Below are 15,961 nucleotides of genomic sequence, written 5' to 3'. Positions count from 1 at the left end.
GGCCACGATGCCGCAATTGCTCCCGTTTGCCCCTACCCGTTCGCTGAAGATCATCGAAGCGCGCCTGGCGCGCCGCTCGCGCGTGAAGCGCCTGGTGCTCGCGCTCAGCGCCGGCGTGGTCGCGCTGCTGGCCCTGGTGCCCGCCGCCAGCCATGCGCAGGCACCCGTGGTCGATGCCAACCCCGCGCCGGCAACCCCGGCCGCGCCAGCGACTGCCGCACCGGCCCCTGCGCCGGGCACCATGGCACCGACGCCGGGCGTCGCCACGCCGCCCGCCACGACCATGCCCCCGGCCGCCACCGTGCCGCCCGCCACCACAGTGCCGCCAGCGGCCACCATGCCGCCTGCCACCCAGCCCGCGCCCGGCATGACGGCGCCGGCCACGGCGGCGCCGCCGCCAACCGCTTCACCGATGCCCGCACCTACCGGCACGCCGCCCGCGGTGCCCGCGCCGCCGCCGGTGGCAGCCCCGTCGCAGCCACGGCCGCCCCTGACCGCGCCGCCCCCGCCGCCGCCGCGTGACGCGATGGTCCAGCGCCAGGCCGGCCCGGTCGCCTATATCTGCGGCGGCGTGGCCGAGGACGAGCAGGTCGCGCTGCAATCGCAGGCGCGCAAGTACAACATGAGCCTGCTGTTCACACAGGGCGAGCGCGGCGAATTCCTGTCGGATGTCGACGTCAAGCTGATGCGTGGCGGCAAGGAAGTGGCGAGCTTTGTCGCCGACGGGCCGCGCTGCCTGCTGAAGGCGCCGTCCGGCACCTACAACGTGCGTGCGACCTATCAGGGCCGGACCAAGAACATGACGGTCAGCACCAACAGCAAGAATGCGCAGATGCGGTGGTAGTGGGGCTGAAGCACTGATGCGCTTTGCATGACCGCTTGGGTACTCCCTCTCCCGCTTGCGGGAGAGGGGAGCAAACCCTCAGCCTGGTGGCCCGTCCCCCAGCATCTGCGCCACCGACCCCGCCGTTCCCGCCGCCCGTTCACCCAGCAAACGGTGCAGCGTCCCCAGCAGTTCATCCTCGTTATACGGCTTGCCCAGGTACACGTTGACGCCGATTTCCTCCGCGTAGCGGCGGTGTTTTTCCGCGGTGCGCGAGGTGATCATCACCAGCGGCAGGTGCGCGGTGCGCGCGTCGGAGCGCACGTTGCGGGTCAGGTCGAAGCCGTCCATGTGCGGCATCTCGATATCGACCAGCATCGCGTCCGGCATCACGTCCTGCAGCTGCTTGAGCGCGTCGACGCCGTCGCGCGCCAGCACCACGTGGTAGCCGGCGCGGCCCAGCAGGCGCTGGGTGGCCTTGCGCACGGTCAGTGAATCGTCGACCACCATCACGGTAGGCTGGGCCGCCAGGCCGGCCACTGGCTCGGCGGTGCCGTCGCGCGCCAGTTCCGCGACCGCGCCTGGTTGCGGCGCGACCGCCGGCTGCTGCGTCGATTGCGGCAGTGCCGGCGGATCGAGCGGCAGCGAGCGGCCGCGCTCGCGCACGAAGCGCTGCGCCAGCACCACCGGGTTGTAGATCAGCACGATCTCGCCGTCGCCGAGCGTGGTCGCGCCGGCGATGCCCTCCAGCCGCGCCAGGTGCGGACCGATGTGCTTGACCACCACTTCGCGGTTGCCGACCACGTCGTCGACATGCACGGCGACGCGCTCGGCGCCGCTGCGCACCACCACCACCGGCGAATACTTGCGCCCCGCGGGCGCGGCCTCGCCCTGTTCCAGCAGCGCGCCGAAGTAGAAGAACGGCACCTCGGCGCCGGCCACCGCCAGGCGGCCGTGGTTGTACGCATCCAGCAGCGCCGGCGCGCGCAGTTGCTGCACCTGGTCGATCATGCCGCTGGGCACCGCATAGCGGCGCGCGCCCAGTGCGATCACCAGCACCTGCGTGATGGCGGTGGTCAGCGGCAGGTGCACGGTGAAGGTGGTGCCCTGCCCCGGCTGCGATGCCAGCGTGATGCGCCCGCCGAGCGCCACGGTTTCGGCGCGCACCACGTCCATGCCCACGCCGCGGCCGGCCAGTTCGGACACCGCTTCCGCGGTGGAAAAGCCGGGAGTGAAGATCAGTTCGGTCAGGCGCGCCTCGCCGGCATCGTCGTCCGGCGCCAGCAGCCGGCGCTCGACCGCGCGCGCGCGGATGCGCGCCAGGTCCAGCCCGCCGCCGTCGTCGATGAAATGCAGCACCACCTCGTTGCCTTCCTGCTGCACTTCCAGCGTGAGCGCGCCGGTGGCGGGCTTGCCCGCGGCGCGGCGCTGCGCGGCGGGCTCGATGCCGTGCGCCACCGCGTTGCGGATCAGGTGCTCGATCGGGCCCGCCATGCGGTCCAGCACCGAGCGGTCGATCTCCACCGTGCCGCCCTTGATCAGCAGCCGCACTTCCTTGCCGGTCTCGGCCGCGGCCTGCCGCGCCACGCGGTAGAGCCGCTCGGCCAGCGCGTCGAACTGCACCATGCGCGCCTGCATCAGGCCGCGCTGCAGACCGCGCGTCAGCCGCGCCTGCGCGGCCAGGTCGCCGGCGGCGCGGTCGAAGCCGCGCTGCAGGTTCTGCTCGACGGTGGCGACGTCGTTGACCGACTCGGCCATCATCCGCGTCAGTTCCTGGAAGCGCGTAAAGCGGTCGAACTCGAGCGGATCGAATTCCTGCTTGTGCTGCGCATCCGCAATGCGCGACGCCATCTGCGATTCGGCCTGGATCTCGATCTCGCGCAGCTGTCCGCGCAGGCGCGCGACGTTGTCGTTCAGTTCGCCCAGGTAGGCGCGCATCGACTCCAGCTCGCTGTCCAGGCGCGCGCGCGTGGCGCCGACCTCGCCGGCCTCGTTGATCAGCGTGTCGAGCGCGCGCGCCTGCACGCGCACCAGCGCGCGCTGCGGCTCCGCCGATGCCAGCGGTGCAAGCGCAGCCAGCGGCGCGGCCGGCGGCATCGGCACCATCACGTCGGACGGCCCCGGCACCGCGGGCAGTTCGGGCGCAAACGCCTCTGCGGCGCAGGCGCCGGGAGCTTCGGCGTCTTCGGGCTGAGGCACGGCGGCGGCGGACGGCTGCTGCGGTTCTGCCAGGCCGCTGACCACATCAGGGTCGTCGGCCGGCAGCAGCCGGCCGGCCTGCAAGGCCTCGGCATGCGCCAGGATGCGGTCGTACCAGGCGTAGAGCCGCTCGAACACCTTCGGCGCAACCGGCTGCTGCCCCTGCCCGCGCAGCGTGCCGTCGAGCAGCGTCTCCATTTCGTGCGCAGCCTGCCCCAGCGCCATCGCGCCGGCCATGCGCGCGCTGCCCTTGAGCGTATGCAGTGCGCGCAGCACCAGCCCGCCATGGCGCGCGTCGTCGGGCGCGGCTTCCCAGCCGCGCAACAGCCTGCCCAGTTCGGGCAGCGAGCCCTGCGCCTCTTCCAGGAAGATCTGCACCAGCGCTGGATCCGGTGCGGCGCCGACGTCGACGGCGGGCGCCTCGGGCGCGCGCGGCACCGTCGGCAGCGCGATCACCACCGCGTCATGGGCGGTGACAGGCGGCGCCGCAGGCGCTGCCCCGGCCTCGTCCGCCGGCGGCACATCGGATGCGGACTGTGCCGCGGGCGGCAGCCGGCCGAATACCTGCGCCATCGCGTCATCGGCCTCGGCCGGCGGCGGCGCGGGCAGCGCCACGCGCGGACGCAGCAGGGCGCGCTCGCCGAACTCGACCAGGCTGCGGCGCAGCCCGGCGTCCGCCTGCGGCCAGATGCCGGCGGCAAACTGGTGCAGCATGCCGCGCATGCGCTCGGCGGCCTGCTCCAGCAGCCGGAAATCGCCTGCATGCATTGCCACCGGATGCGCGCCCAGCTGCAGCAGCAACGCTTCCAGCGCCTCGGCGATTTCGCGCACCGGCTCCAGGCCCACGGTCGACGCACTGCCCTGCAGCGTGTGGGCGACGCGCAGCGCCAGCTCGCTCGGGCACGGGTGGGCTTCGTGCCGCCATTCGGAGATATCGGTGGCGAACTGGCGCAGCAGGCCATCGGCCTCCTGCAGGTAGACGTTGTACAGCGCCAGGCCGATGCGCACCGGGCCGATGACCTTGTAGTGGTCGTCTTCGTCCGACAGGCCGCCGGCCAGGCGGAACGGGATTACGTTGTGGTCGGGCGTACCGGTGTCGGCTGGCGCATCAGTATCGACGTCCGTTGCCGCTGCGTCCGGATGCTCGTTCGGCGCATCCTCTACAACCACGTCGGGCGCGGCCTGCGCCGTCTCCGCGGCGGTGCCGGCATCGCGCACCGCCTCGGCGGCTGCCACCAGCGGCGCGATGTCGTGCCACGCCGCGGCGTCGCCGTGCAGCCGCGCCACCCACGCCGACAGCTCGGCATGCGCGCGACGCAGCAGTGCCAGCAGCGCCGGCGCTGGCTCGCGCGCCTCGGCCAGCCACAGGTTCATCACCTGTTCCACCGCCCATGCGGCCTCGCCGTAGCGATGCAGGCCGACCATGCGGCTGGAGCCCTTGAGCGTATGGAAGGCGCGCCGCAGCCGGCTGAGCATGTCGGCATCGCGCAGCGCCTCGACGCCGGCGCCAAGGTCGCCGGCGATGCCGCCCAGCACCTCGTCGGCCTCGTTCAGGAAGATGTCGAGCAGCTCGGCATCGATGGCGGCATGGTCGCCGGCCGCGGGCATGGACGGCGGGGACGGCATGGCCGAGCCGGCCGGCACCGGCGCGGGCTCCGCGGGGATCGCGGCGAGCGCCATCACCATGCGCGCGCCGGCGTCGTCGCTGCCGGCCAGCCAGGCGTTGCACTGCGTGACGGCATCGGCGGCCTGGCGGCGCAGCGCGGCGTCGTCGTCGATCGCGGCCTGGTCGGCCAGCGCCTGCAGCGCGGCCCGCAGCCGCTGCACCGCCGGCGCGTCGGAAACGGCGCCGGCACGCAGAGCCTCGTCGGCGGCGGCGCGCGCCGCCTCGAGCGGATCCTGCGGCGCGTGCGCATCACCCTCGGCAGCAACATCGGGCAAGGCCTCGGCGGGGCGGGCACGGCCGAATTCGAGCGCATCGGCGAACGCGTGGACCACGCCCAGTTCCGCCGCCACCGTGCGCAACAGCGCCGCGCGCGCGCTGGCGTCGGCAAGCTCGGCCTGATCGGCAAGGCGGGTCTTGACGGCCTCCACGGCCGCGCCGGCCTGCGCGGCCTCGCCGGCCAGCGCGCCCGGCAGCGCCGACGAAGCCCGCAGCTGCGCCAGCGTTCCCGCCAGCGCGGCAAAGGCCTGGCGTGCGTCGCGCAGGTGCGCGGCGCCGTCGGGGCGCGCCGCATTGCGGTCATAGCTGTCGAGCCAGGATTCACCGCTGTCGAGTTGCGCGCGCAGTTGCGCCACGGCTTCGCTGCGCTGCGCCTGGGCGCGCGCTTCGTCGACCATGCGCGCCAGCCAGGCCGGCGCGGCAGCGGCAGGGTCCGCCAGGCAGGCGGCCAGCGCGTCGCACTGCGCGGCAAAGTGCGCCGCGGCCGGATGGGCTGACTGTCCGTGCACGCGCCACGGCAGCGCCAGCGCGCGCGACAGGAACAGCGCGATGCCGGCGGCGCCGAGCGCATCGCCCGCATCGCGCTCGCGCCCCGGCATGGCGGCCTGCGCCAGGCAACGCTGCAGGGCCGGCTGCGCCAGCGGCTGCGCGGCCTCGGCCAGCGCGGCCAGCGCGATCTCCCACGCGGCCTGGTCGGCGGCGGCGGCGCGTTCCAGCCCGGTCGCGGCTTGCTGCAGGTTGCGCGTGTCGATCGGGTCGAGCCAGCCGTAGTAGCGCAGCCGGAAATCGGCATTTGCCTGCGCATGGGCGGCATCGAGACGGAACGCCGCCAGCGTGCGCGCGATGTCGGCGCGCAGCGCCGCCGCGTCGTCGTTGCCGCCGTTGCCGCGCTCGCCCGGCCCGGTGCAGACCAGCAGGAACACCGCGTCGTTCAGCAGCGCCTGCGGCACGCGCACATGGCCCTGCTGGTACTGGCGCAGCAGCAGGTTGGCGCGCCCGGCAAAGCGCTTGGCCAGCAGGTCCGACGGCAGCAGGCCCAGCGCCAGCGCACGGCACACCAGCCCAAGCACATGCCAGACGCCGCGGTCGGGATGGTCGGCGGCGCGGCGCGCTTCCTGCTCGTTGGCACGCAGTTCATCCAGCGCCGCGTGCAGGGGCAGCCAGGCTTCGCGCAGCAGCGCCGCGTCGGCGCATGGCGTGGGCAGGCGCAGCGCCTTGAGCAGCGCCGATTCGAACTGCTGGCGCGCGCGCGTGACCGCGGCCGGCCCCTTCGGCGGCAGCAGCATGCCCGGCAGCATCTGCAGCTCGTCGAGCCACAGGTCGGCGGGATGCACGCGTTCCTCGCCCAGCCTGGCAAGCACGGCGGCATAGGGCTGGAACAGGCGCAGCGGGGCCTCGTCGTCGCCCGCCATCAGGTCGTCGACATATTCGGCCAGCGCCTGCACGCCGGCGCGGAATACCTCCAGCGCCTCCGGGCCGGCGGCAACGCTGCCGGCGTCGATGGCATCGAGCAGGCGGCGCAGCGCCTGGCAATACGGATCGGTCCCACGCAGCCCGACGATATGCACCGCGCCGGCGGCCTGGTGCAGATGCTGGCCGGCCAGCCGCAGCGAGGTGGTATCGCGCGCGCCCAGCGCCTCGGGCGCCTGGCGCACTTCGTCGACATAGTGGCCCAGCTCCGCGGCGGCGTCTTCGAGCGCGCTTCGCAGGCTGGGCGCCAGCCACGCCAGGCCGGACAGGTCGCGCGCGGCGCCGCCGGCGGGCAACGGTTGCGCGCCGGCCGGCAACGGTGCGGGTTCGGGTTCAGGCAGGGCGTCGGGGCCGGCCGGCATACCGGATGCGGCAGCGTCGCGCGGGATGGGGGAATTCAGGGACATGACGGCTTCCAGTGCGGCGCCGGCACGGCAGCCGCGGGCCGCCCGCCGCAACGGGCGGCGGGTGCGGAGTTGGCATAAGGCGCGGGGCCGCGGTGCGCGGAAGCGGTCGCAGGCGTCATCCGGCCACTCAGTCGATCTTGAAGCGCGACACCGAGTTGCGCAGCTCCTCGCTCAGCAGCGTCAGCTGGCGCACCGACTGCGCGGTCTGGCGCGTGCCGGTGGTGGTCTGCTCGGTGACGTGCAGGATGCGTTCGATATGGCGCGCCACGGTGGTGGCCAGGTCGGCCTCGTGCGAGGTCGACTGCGAGATCTGCTCGATCAGCTCCGCCAGCTGGCGCGACACGCGGCCGATCTCGACCAGCGCCGCGCCGGCGTGGTCCGACAGCCGCGCGCCTTCGACCACGCCCTGGGTGCTGCGCTCCATCGCGTGCACGGCGTCCTGGGTATCGGTCTGGATGGTGCGGATCAGCGCGCCGATCTGCTTGGTGGCCTCGCCGGAGCGCTCGGCCAGCCGCTGCACTTCTTCCGCCACCACCGAGAAGCCGCGCCCGGCCTCGCCCGCCGATGCCGCCTGGATGGCGGCGTTGAGCGCCAGCACGTTGGTCTGCTCGGTAATATCCGAGATCAGCTCGACGATTTCGCCGATCTCCTGCGACGACTCGCCCAGCCGCTTGATCCGCTTGGAGGTTTCCTGGATCTGCTCGCGGATGTCGTTCATGCCGGCAATCGCGTTCTGCACCGCCTGCTGGCCCTGTTCCGCGGCGGACAGCGAGGCGCGCGCCACGTTGGCGGATTCGGCCGCGCCGCGCGACACCTGCGTGATGCGGTCGGCCATCTCCACCACCGACTCGCCGGTCTGGCGGATCTGGCGCGACTGCTCTTCGGTGGTCGACACCAGCTGGGTCGAGGTGGCCTGCACCTGCCCCGAGGCCTGCGTCACCTCGCCCGCGGTCTGCTGCACCCGGCCGACCAGCTCGCGCAGTTCTTCCACGGTGTAGTTGACCGAGTCGGCGATGGCGCCGGTGATGTCCTCGGTCACGGTGGCCTGGCGCGTCAGGTCGCCGTCGGCGATATCCTGCAGCTCGTTCATCAGCTGCAGAATCGCCTTCTGGGTGTTGTCGTTGTTGCGCTTTTCGTCGAGCCGGCGGGCCTCGGCCTCGCGCTCGCGCGCCTCGGCTTCGAGCGCGCGCATGCGCGAATCGCGCAGGTACAGCGCGGCCAGGCCGACCAGGCACAGCAGCGTCAGCGCCGCCGACACCACGGTCGCGCCCAGCGTCACCGGGCGGCTGCGCGCCGACTCCGCATACGCGCGCTGCAGCGCCGACAGTTCCGCGCGCAGCGCCTCGTTGTCGTTGAAGATCTGCTGCTGCGCGCGCTTGGCGGCGATCAGCCCGGGCAGGTTCTGCAGGATGGTCTGGGTGGTCTTCTGCACCGCCTCGAAGCGCTGCGACAGCTGCTGCAGGTAGCCGCGCGTCTCCTCGTCGGTGGCGGCGGACAGCCGCAGCGCCTCGCTGCCGTTGAGCAGGCCGTCCAGGGTCTCGCGGAAGGTGTTGGTGTCCTTGCCCAGCAGGAACGCGGTCTCGGGGTTGACGCCTTCGCCGGCCAGGAACTCGTTCAGGTTCTTGCCCAGGCGCTGGGTCAGCATCACCAGCTGCGCCGAGGCCGCCACCTCGCGCGCATTGGCGCCGGACTGCAGCTTGATCGCCGCCACCTGTTCGGCCGCTTCGAGCAGTTCGGGGTTGGAGGCGTTGAAGATCTGCAGGGTCTGGCCGATGGTGGTCAGCACCGGCTGCTGCGCCAGCACGTCGGCGGCGCTTTTCTCGGAGCGCTGCCAGGACTGCATGGCGGTCTGCAGCAGCGGCTCGGCCGCGCCGGTGGTGGCGCGCACGCGCTTTTCGTCGCTGCCCTGCCGCAGCGCCGTCAGGTCGCCCGACAGCGCATCCCGGGACTGGCGCAGCTGGGTGAAGGCCTGCGCATTGCCCAGCAGCGCCACCGGCACCGCCTTGCCCAGGCGCTGCGAGTGCATCAGCATGTCGCCGGCCACCTCGATCTGCGCGGCGGCATTGTTGGCGATGCGGTTATCCAGGTACACCGAGCCCAGCAGCGCCACCAGCGACACCACCACGCCCACGGTCAGCAACCGCTGCTGCGAAGCGAACGGCATGCGGCCCAGCCAGCGGCCGAGGTGCTCCAGCGGCGTCGCGCCCAGCCCCGCGGCGGCGGGCGGCACGGGCGCGGGTTCGGGCCTCCCGGCAAAGGCCATGCCGGGCCCGTCCACAAAATCCGGACCGTCCGGACCACCTGCGAGGCCGGTGGCGGCGTCGGCTGCCGGCGTGCGCCGGCCCAGGCTGAAGTTCTTGAAACCCATGGCACCCTCTTCCGTTTTATCGTTGTCATCCCGGCGGCTCGTGCCGGGTGCTGCAGGCTATGGCCTGCGCGCCGTCATTGTCCGTGCCGGGTGTGAGCGGCCGCGCGCGTCAGGCGGCGGCCCGACCCGCCTGCAGAAAGGCGGGGGCGTCCAGCAGCGCGCGCACGTCCAGCACCTGCCAGTCGCGCCCATCCCGGTCGGCATAGCGCTGCCCTTCCCAGGCCGGCGCCGGCTCGGTACCGGCGGCAGCGGCGTCGCCGTGCGGCAAACCCAGGTCGGCGGCATGGCGCAGCCCGGCCACGCGCGTGGCCAGGATCGCGCAGGCGCGCTCGGCGTCGCGCGACAGCACCACGATCTTGCTGCCCGGCTGCAGCGGCGTTGGCGCGCCGCCGCAGAACAGGCTGAAGTCGATCACCCCCAGCAGGCTGCCGCGCGCGTTGACCAGGCCGCTGTACCACGGCTGCGTCAGCGGCACCGGGCTGGGCTGGCGCATATCCAGCACCTCGCCGGCATCGGCCAGCGGCAGCAGCCAGTGGCGCGCGCCCACCTGCAGCGCCAGGTAGCTGTCGGCGGCCGGCAGGCTGCGCGCCTCGCGCAGGCGCCGGGCCAGCATGGCCTGGTAGTCCTGCAGGCGGGTGTGGCGGGCGCGGAGGTCTTGGCGTGGCGCGTTCATGGCGGTCCCCGGAACAGGTGGCAGTGGCTTGCCGTGCGGCCGGCGCGGGCGGCTCAGTGCGCCAGCGCGGCGATCTTGCCCAGCAACTCTTCGCCGTCGACGGGCTTGACGATGTAGTCCGAGGCGCCCTGGCGCATGCCCCAGATGCGGTCGGTGTCCAGGCCCTTGCTGGTGCACATGATCACGGGGATGTCCTTGAAGCGGTCGTCGCGCTTGATCGCGCGGGTGGCCTGGTAGCCGTTCTGGCCGGGCATCACCACGTCCATCAGGATCAGGTCGAAGGCTTCGGCCTGCAGGCGGGCGAAGGCCTGCTCGCTGTTGCTGGCGACCGCGACCTTGAAGCCGCGCTTGCCGAGCAGGTCGGACATGAACAGGGCTTCGGTCGGGGAGTCGTCGACGATCAGGATCTTGTGAATGGCGGTCATGAGGTTTTCCTTCGATTCGTACACGGCGCGCCTGCCGTTCAGGCCGGCAACGCCTCGCCCGCGGGCTGGCATGGCAGGCAGGCCTGCACGGCCTGCAGCAGCGCGTCGCGGGTAAATGGCTTGGCAAGGTGGCCATGCGCGCCGACCAGGCGGCCGCGCGAGCGGTCGAACACGCCGTCGCGCGAGGACAGCATGATCACGGGGATGGCGTGGAAACGCGGACTCTTCTTGATCAGCGAACAGGTCTGGTAGCCGTCCAGCCGGGGCATCAGGATGTCGCAAAAGACCAGGTCGGGGTGCAGCTCGCCCACCTTGGCCAGCGCCTCGAAGCCGTCCTCGGCCAGCATCACCTGGTAGCCAGCCTGCGCCAGGAAGATTTCCGCGGTACGGCGGATGGTGCTGGAATCGTCGATGACCAGCACCTTGCGGCGCGGCTGCGAAGCGATCGCGGACTTGAAGTCCTGCTTGATGTCCGGCGCGGCACCCGGAACAGGAACGCCAGGCGCCACACCGTGGGCGCCGGCGGTATTGACCCGCTGGTTTTCTTCTAAATGAGCGACCCGCATGTTGTTCCCGCGACCAGCGGCTCCTGGCGGAGCGCCGGCAAGCACCAGAGAACACCCGTGCGGAGCAGCGCGACCCATGCGCGCCCCGACGGACCCCCGAAATCTTTTTATTTCCCTTCCAAGGCCGGACTGAGCCCGGCAGTGGCGATGCGTGATCCCCGCATCTGCCCGCCGTCCTCCCCGCCGCGCGGGCGGAGGGACAGCCAGTCATTTTTGCAACAGAGTGTGACAAGACGCCGGGGGGCCGTCAATCCGGTGCGGCCAGCCCCCGGCAGCGTTCTGTCGCATCGGCGCGACGGGCGCGCCCGCTGTATTGTTGTTCTTCTAAATAGTGGCCGCTCAGATCGCGACCATCTCGAAATCTTCCTTGCGCGCGCCGCATTCCGGGCAGGTCCAGTTGATCGGCACGTCTTCCCAGCGGGTGCCGGGGGCGATGCCGTCTTCCGGCGCGCCTGCGGCTTCGTCGTAGATCCAGCCGCAGATCAGGCACATCCAAGTCTTGTATTCCATAACAGGCTCTGGCCACTCTCCATTAAAATCCAGCGCAGATGGTACCGAAACCGTGCCGCCGGCGCCAGCCGCGCGAGGGCCGGAATCGGGCCAGTTCCGCCGTGTTCGCACCCGTTAGCGCCTTGTTAGCGCACGATTGGCGGGCAATTGCAGTGAACTTCCGCTGTTTTTGCCGCATGTCAACGCCAGGCCCGGAGGCTCGGCGAGCACGATCCCTGCAGTCCTGTCTTCACCTCAACGCCATGTCCCGTAATCAGCAGCTTTTCGACCGCGCCCAGCAGACCATTCCCGGGGGTGTCAATTCGCCCGTGCGCGCCTTCCGTTCGGTAGGCGGCACGCCGCGCTTCATCACGCGCGCCGAGGGCGCGTATATGTGGGACGCGGACGGCCAGCGCTATATCGACTACATCGGCTCGTGGGGCCCGATGATCGTCGGCCATGCCCATCCGGAGGTGGTGCGCGCGGTCCAGGAAACCGCCGCGCACAGCTTCTCGTTCGGCGCCCCGACCGAGGCCGAGATCACCATGGCCGAGGAAATCTGCAAGCTGGTGCCGTCGATCGAGCAGGTGCGCCTGGTCTCCTCCGGCACCGAAGCCACCATGAGCGCGTTGCGCCTGGCGCGCGGCTTTACCGGCCGCGACCTGATCATCAAGTTCGAAGGCTGCTACCACGGCCACGCCGACAGCCTGCTGGTCAAGGCCGGTTCCGGCCTGCTGACCTTTGCCGACACCACCCGCAACGCGCCGTCGTCGGCCGGCGTGCCGGCCGACGTGACGCGCCACACCATGGTGCTGGAGTACAACAACGTCGAGCAGCTGGAACAGGCCTTCGCCAAGCATGCCGGCGAGATCGCCGCGGTGATCGTCGAGCCGGTGGCCGGCAACATGAACCTGGTGCGCGCCAGCGATGCCTTCCTGCAGGCGATGCGCGAACTGTGCAGCCGCGATGGCGCGGTGCTGATCTTCGACGAAGTCATGACCGGCTTCCGCGTGGCGCTCGGCGGCGCGCAGGCGCACTACGGCATCCGTCCCGACATGACCTGCCTGGGCAAGGTCATCGGCGGCGGCATGCCGGCGGCGGCGTTCGGCGGGCGGCGCGACATCATGGCCAGCCTGGCGCCGCTGGGCGGCGTGTACCAGGCCGGCACGCTGTCGGGCAACCCGCTGGCGGTCGCGGCAGGCCTGGCCACGCTCAGGCTGATCCAGGCGCCCGGCTTCTATGACCGCCTGGCCACGCAAACGCGCAAGCTGGCCGATGGCCTGGCCGAAGCCGCCCGGGCGGCCGGCGTGCCGTTCGCCGCCGATGCCGTCGGCGGCATGTTCGGGCTCTATTTCCGGGACGGCGTGCCCGGCAGCTTCGCCGAAGTCACCCAGAGCGACACCGCCCGCTTCAACCGCTTCTTCCACGCCATGCTGGACCACGGCGTCTACCTGGCGCCCTCGGCATTCGAAGCCGGCTTTGTCTCGGCACAGCACGACGACGCCATCCTGGGCGCCACCTTCGAGGCCGCGCGCAAGGCCTTCGCGGCAGCCTGAGCGCACGCGTGCCGCCCGGCGCCAGGTTGCGCCGGCGGCCCACGCGTGACGACAAAGGCGGTGCGCTACACTTGGAGTTCGTCCAATCGCCGGAGCCTCCGATGCGCGCATCCTCGTCCCCTTCGCTGTCCACCCGCTCGCCGCTGTCCGTGCTGCGCTGGCTGGTGCTGGCGGTCATGGCCAGCCTGCTGTCGGCCTGCGGCTACAACGACTTCCAGGCCAAGGACGAGGCGGTCAAGGCGGCCTGGGGCGAAGTCATCAACCAGTACCAGCGCCGCGCCGACCTGATCCCCAACCTGGTCAACACCGTCAAGGGCTACGCCTCGCACGAGCGCGAGACGCTGGAAGCGGTGACCAAGGCGCGCGCCGCCGCCACCAGCATCCAGGTCTCGCCCGAGACCCTGAACGACCCGGAAGCCTTCAAGCGCTTCCAGCAGGCGCAGGGCGAACTGTCCGGCGCGCTCTCGCGCCTGCTGGCGGTGTCCGAGAACTACCCGCAGCTCAAGGCCGATGCCTCGTTCCGCGACCTGCAATCGCAGCTCGAGGGCACCGAGAACCGCATCACCGTGGCACGCCAGCGCTATATCGCCGCGGTGCAGCAGTACAACGTGCTGGCGCGCAGCTTCCCGACCAACCTGACGGCGATGATCTTCAAGTACCCGGTCAAGCCTTCGTTCACCGTGGAAAACGAGAAGGCCATCTCGACGCCGCCCGCGGTCAAGTTCTGACGGGATGGCAGCGATGCGCCACCCCCGGCGTTGGTTCCACCTGCACGGCTGGCTCGCCGCGGCCCTGCTGTGGCTGGCGGCCCTGCTGGGCGGTCCGGCACTGGCGGCCGACGGCTTCGTCGCGGTGCCGCCGCTGACCCAGCGCGTCACCGACCTGACCGGCACGCTGACGCCGCAGCAGCGCGGCGCGCTGGAAAACGTGCTGGCCGAATACGAGCAGCAGCGCGGCAGCCAGATCTTCGTGCTGATGGTGCCCACCACCGATCCGGAGCCGATCGACGCCTACAGCATCCGCGTGGCCGATGCCTGGCGCGCCGGGCGCCAGGGCATCGACGACGGCGTGATCGTGCTGATCGCCAAGGACAACCCGCCCGGCCTGCGCAAGATGCGGCTGGAGGTGGGCCGGGGCGTGCAGGGCTCGCTGACCGATGCCATGTCCAAGCGCATCCTGCAGGACGTGATGGCGCCCCACTTCCGCCAGAACGACTTCTACGGCGGGCTGGCCGCCGGCATCTCGGCAATCCAGGCCACCATCGACAAGGAAGGCCTGACCGCGCCGCAGCGCAAGGCGCAGCAGGCCGCGGCACTGGACCAGTGGCTGCCGGCGCTGCTGCCGCTGGCGATCATCGTGTTCTTTTTCCTGAGCGCCATCCTGCGCCGGCGCGGGCCGCAGATCGTCACCACCCGGCGCGGCCGCGACGTGATCGCCGGCGGCCTCGGCGGCCTGGGCGGCTACACCATCGGACACGACTGGGGCCGGCGCAGCGGCGGCTGGGGCGGCGGTTTCGGCGGGGGCGGTGACAGCGGCGGGGGCTTTGGTGGCTTTGGCGGCGGCGGCGGTGGCGGCTTCGACGGCGGCGGCGCGTCCGGCAACTGGTGACAGCACGAGGAACGACAACCATGCCGCATCTCAAACGCGCCCTCCACCATATCGCCACCACCGCCGGCACCGCGCGCAGGCACTTCCCGCCGGAGGCGCAGCAGCAGCTGCACCACGCCGTGCACGCCGGCGAATCCAGCCACCGCGGCGAGATCCGCGTGGTGATCGAGGCCAGCCTGCCGGTCGGCGACGCCTGGGCCGGGGTCACGCCGCGCGAGCGCGCGCGCTTCCTGTTCGGCGCGCTCGAGGTCTGGAACACCGCGGACAAGACCGGCGTACTGCTCTACATCAACCTGGCCGACCACGCCGTCGAACTGCTGGCCGACCGCGGCATCGACGCCAGCGTGGGGCCCGCCACCTGGCGCGAACTGTGCGATGAACTGGCGCAGGGCCTCAGGCAGGACCTGTCGGTGCGGCCGGTGCTGGTCACAGTGGCGCGCATCCATGGCCTGCTGGCCACGCACTTCCCGTCGGACGGCGGGCATAACCCGAACGAGCTGGACGATCGGCCGGTGTTTCTGTAGGCCTGCGCCGCTGCGCCCTCCATTCGCAACGGCGGTCGATGTGGCATCCGGACATTAGTCGGCATGCTTAAAGTGCCTGCGCGTTCCATTGGAGAAACATACTTCTACCCGATATGGCGTCTGTCGCGCGCGGGCTACCCTTGGTGGACAGCTGCACCAAAGCCAGCGAAGCGGAGCGCCAAGCTTCCGCGTACAAGGGGAAGCCATGCAGGAATACCAGGCATACAAGGATCAGTGCGGCCCTGGCCTCGCGACCAGAATAAATCTTCGGGAATTGCTGGTCGAGGCCGGTCTCAGAAGCACCACCGCCATACTGCTCGCGGGGTTCGCATACGTGGCGATCCGGCAATGGCTTGCCGACCCGACGCGAATCACGCTGCTGCTGCTGGTGTTCGCAAATTGCCTGACCCTCGGGCTTTCCCTGTTTGTCAGGGTTCCCAAGAAACGGGACTGGCAGCCAGTCACCATCCTTTGCTCGCTGGGCGCTTCCTACTACTTCCTTGCCATTCAACTGGCGCCGGGGGATCGCCTGGTACCGGAAATAGTTGGCGCCGGCCTGCAAGCCGCCGGGCTCGCCTGGCAGATCTATGCAAAGTTCACGCTTCGGTTTTCGTTCGGGATACTGCCTGCCAATCGCGGCATCGTATCGCACGGGGCTTACCGGATTGTGCGGCATCCGATCTACCTGGGATACGCCATTGCCGACATCGGCTTCCTGCTCACGAATTTCGGCATGCAAAACCTGCTGGTCTATGCCGGACTGTACGCCCTGCAGTATGTCCGGATCACCCGGGAAGAAGAGCTGCTCTCTAACGATTCCGAATACCTTCGCTATCGCGAAAAAGTACGGTACCGCGTATTGCCGGGCATTTACTGAGGATTCGCCCGGCCACTGGGGCGCGATTCCCGGC

At 71.0% G+C, this 15,961-nt stretch carries 12 protein-coding genes; 6 read left to right on the top strand and 6 right to left on the bottom strand.

Annotated elements, in window-relative coordinates; translation table 11 throughout:
- Positions 1–7 precede the first annotated feature (7 nt).
- Positions 8–844 carry a hypothetical protein gene (locus U9J39_RS14290; protein WP_326347342.1) on the top strand — a complete coding sequence of 279 codons (837 nt, stop codon included), beginning with the start codon at positions 8–10 and terminating at the stop codon, positions 842–844.
- Between the two features lie 78 nt (positions 845–922).
- Here U9J39_RS14290 and U9J39_RS14285 read toward each other — a convergent pair whose 3' ends face one another.
- The 6 genes from U9J39_RS14285 to U9J39_RS14260 form a co-directional block, all read right to left on the bottom strand.
- Positions 923–6,841 (bottom strand): hybrid sensor histidine kinase/response regulator, encoded by a 5,919-nt coding sequence (locus tag U9J39_RS14285; RefSeq protein WP_326347341.1) that lies wholly within the window; start codon positions 6,839–6,841, stop codon positions 923–925.
- 127 nt (positions 6,842–6,968) lie between these two features.
- The gene (locus U9J39_RS14280; protein WP_326347340.1) at positions 6,969–9,209 is read right to left on the bottom strand and encodes a methyl-accepting chemotaxis protein; all 2,241 of its coding nucleotides are present in this window, start codon (positions 9,207–9,209) and stop codon (positions 6,969–6,971) included.
- Between the two features lie 109 nt (positions 9,210–9,318).
- Positions 9,319–9,882 carry a chemotaxis protein CheW gene (locus U9J39_RS14275; protein ID WP_115708521.1) on the bottom strand — a complete coding sequence of 188 codons (564 nt, stop codon included), beginning with the start codon at positions 9,880–9,882 and terminating at the stop codon, positions 9,319–9,321.
- Positions 9,883–9,935: 53 nt separating this feature from the next.
- Positions 9,936–10,307, bottom strand: coding sequence for a response regulator (locus U9J39_RS14270; protein ID WP_012352035.1), 372 nt, complete (start codon positions 10,305–10,307; stop codon positions 9,936–9,938).
- Positions 10,308–10,345: 38 nt separating this feature from the next.
- On the bottom strand, positions 10,346–10,873 hold the full coding sequence (locus tag U9J39_RS14265) for a response regulator (RefSeq protein WP_326347339.1): 528 nt from the start codon (positions 10,871–10,873) through the stop codon (positions 10,346–10,348).
- 339 nt (positions 10,874–11,212) lie between these two features.
- A complete protein-coding gene (locus U9J39_RS14260; RefSeq protein ID WP_010813017.1) occupies positions 11,213–11,383 on the bottom strand; it encodes a rubredoxin in 171 nt (56 codons plus the stop codon).
- A 242-nt stretch (positions 11,384–11,625) separates the two neighbouring features.
- On the opposite strand from U9J39_RS14260, the gene hemL reads away from it, so the two are divergent.
- The 5 genes from hemL to U9J39_RS14235 all read left to right on the top strand — a co-directional run bounded on the left by hemL (position 11,626) and on the right by U9J39_RS14235 (position 15,927).
- On the top strand, positions 11,626–12,918 hold the full coding sequence (gene hemL / locus U9J39_RS14255) for a glutamate-1-semialdehyde 2,1-aminomutase (protein ID WP_115679661.1): 1,293 nt from the start codon (positions 11,626–11,628) through the stop codon (positions 12,916–12,918).
- Positions 12,919–13,019: 101 nt separating this feature from the next.
- Positions 13,020–13,646 carry a LemA family protein gene (locus U9J39_RS14250; protein ID WP_025582727.1) on the top strand — a complete coding sequence of 209 codons (627 nt, stop codon included), beginning with the start codon at positions 13,020–13,022 and terminating at the stop codon, positions 13,644–13,646.
- Positions 13,647–13,659: 13 nt separating this feature from the next.
- Positions 13,660–14,526 (top strand): TPM domain-containing protein, encoded by an 867-nt coding sequence (locus U9J39_RS14245; RefSeq protein ID WP_326347338.1) that lies wholly within the window; start codon positions 13,660–13,662, stop codon positions 14,524–14,526.
- Between the two features lie 20 nt (positions 14,527–14,546).
- The gene (locus U9J39_RS14240; RefSeq protein WP_062797253.1) at positions 14,547–15,050 is read left to right on the top strand and encodes a TPM domain-containing protein; all 504 of its coding nucleotides are present in this window, start codon (positions 14,547–14,549) and stop codon (positions 15,048–15,050) included.
- Positions 15,051–15,255: 205 nt separating this feature from the next.
- Positions 15,256–15,927, top strand: coding sequence for a methyltransferase family protein (locus U9J39_RS14235; protein WP_116312250.1), 672 nt, complete (start codon positions 15,256–15,258; stop codon positions 15,925–15,927).
- Positions 15,928–15,961 lie beyond the last annotated feature (34 nt).

The organism is Cupriavidus sp. SS-3, from assembly GCF_035818815.1.
Classification (GTDB): Bacteria; Pseudomonadota; Gammaproteobacteria; order Burkholderiales; family Burkholderiaceae; genus Cupriavidus; species Cupriavidus taiwanensis_C.
The sequence above is the reverse complement of the archived record's forward strand: the minus strand, read 5'-3'. Positions and strand labels throughout refer to the sequence as shown.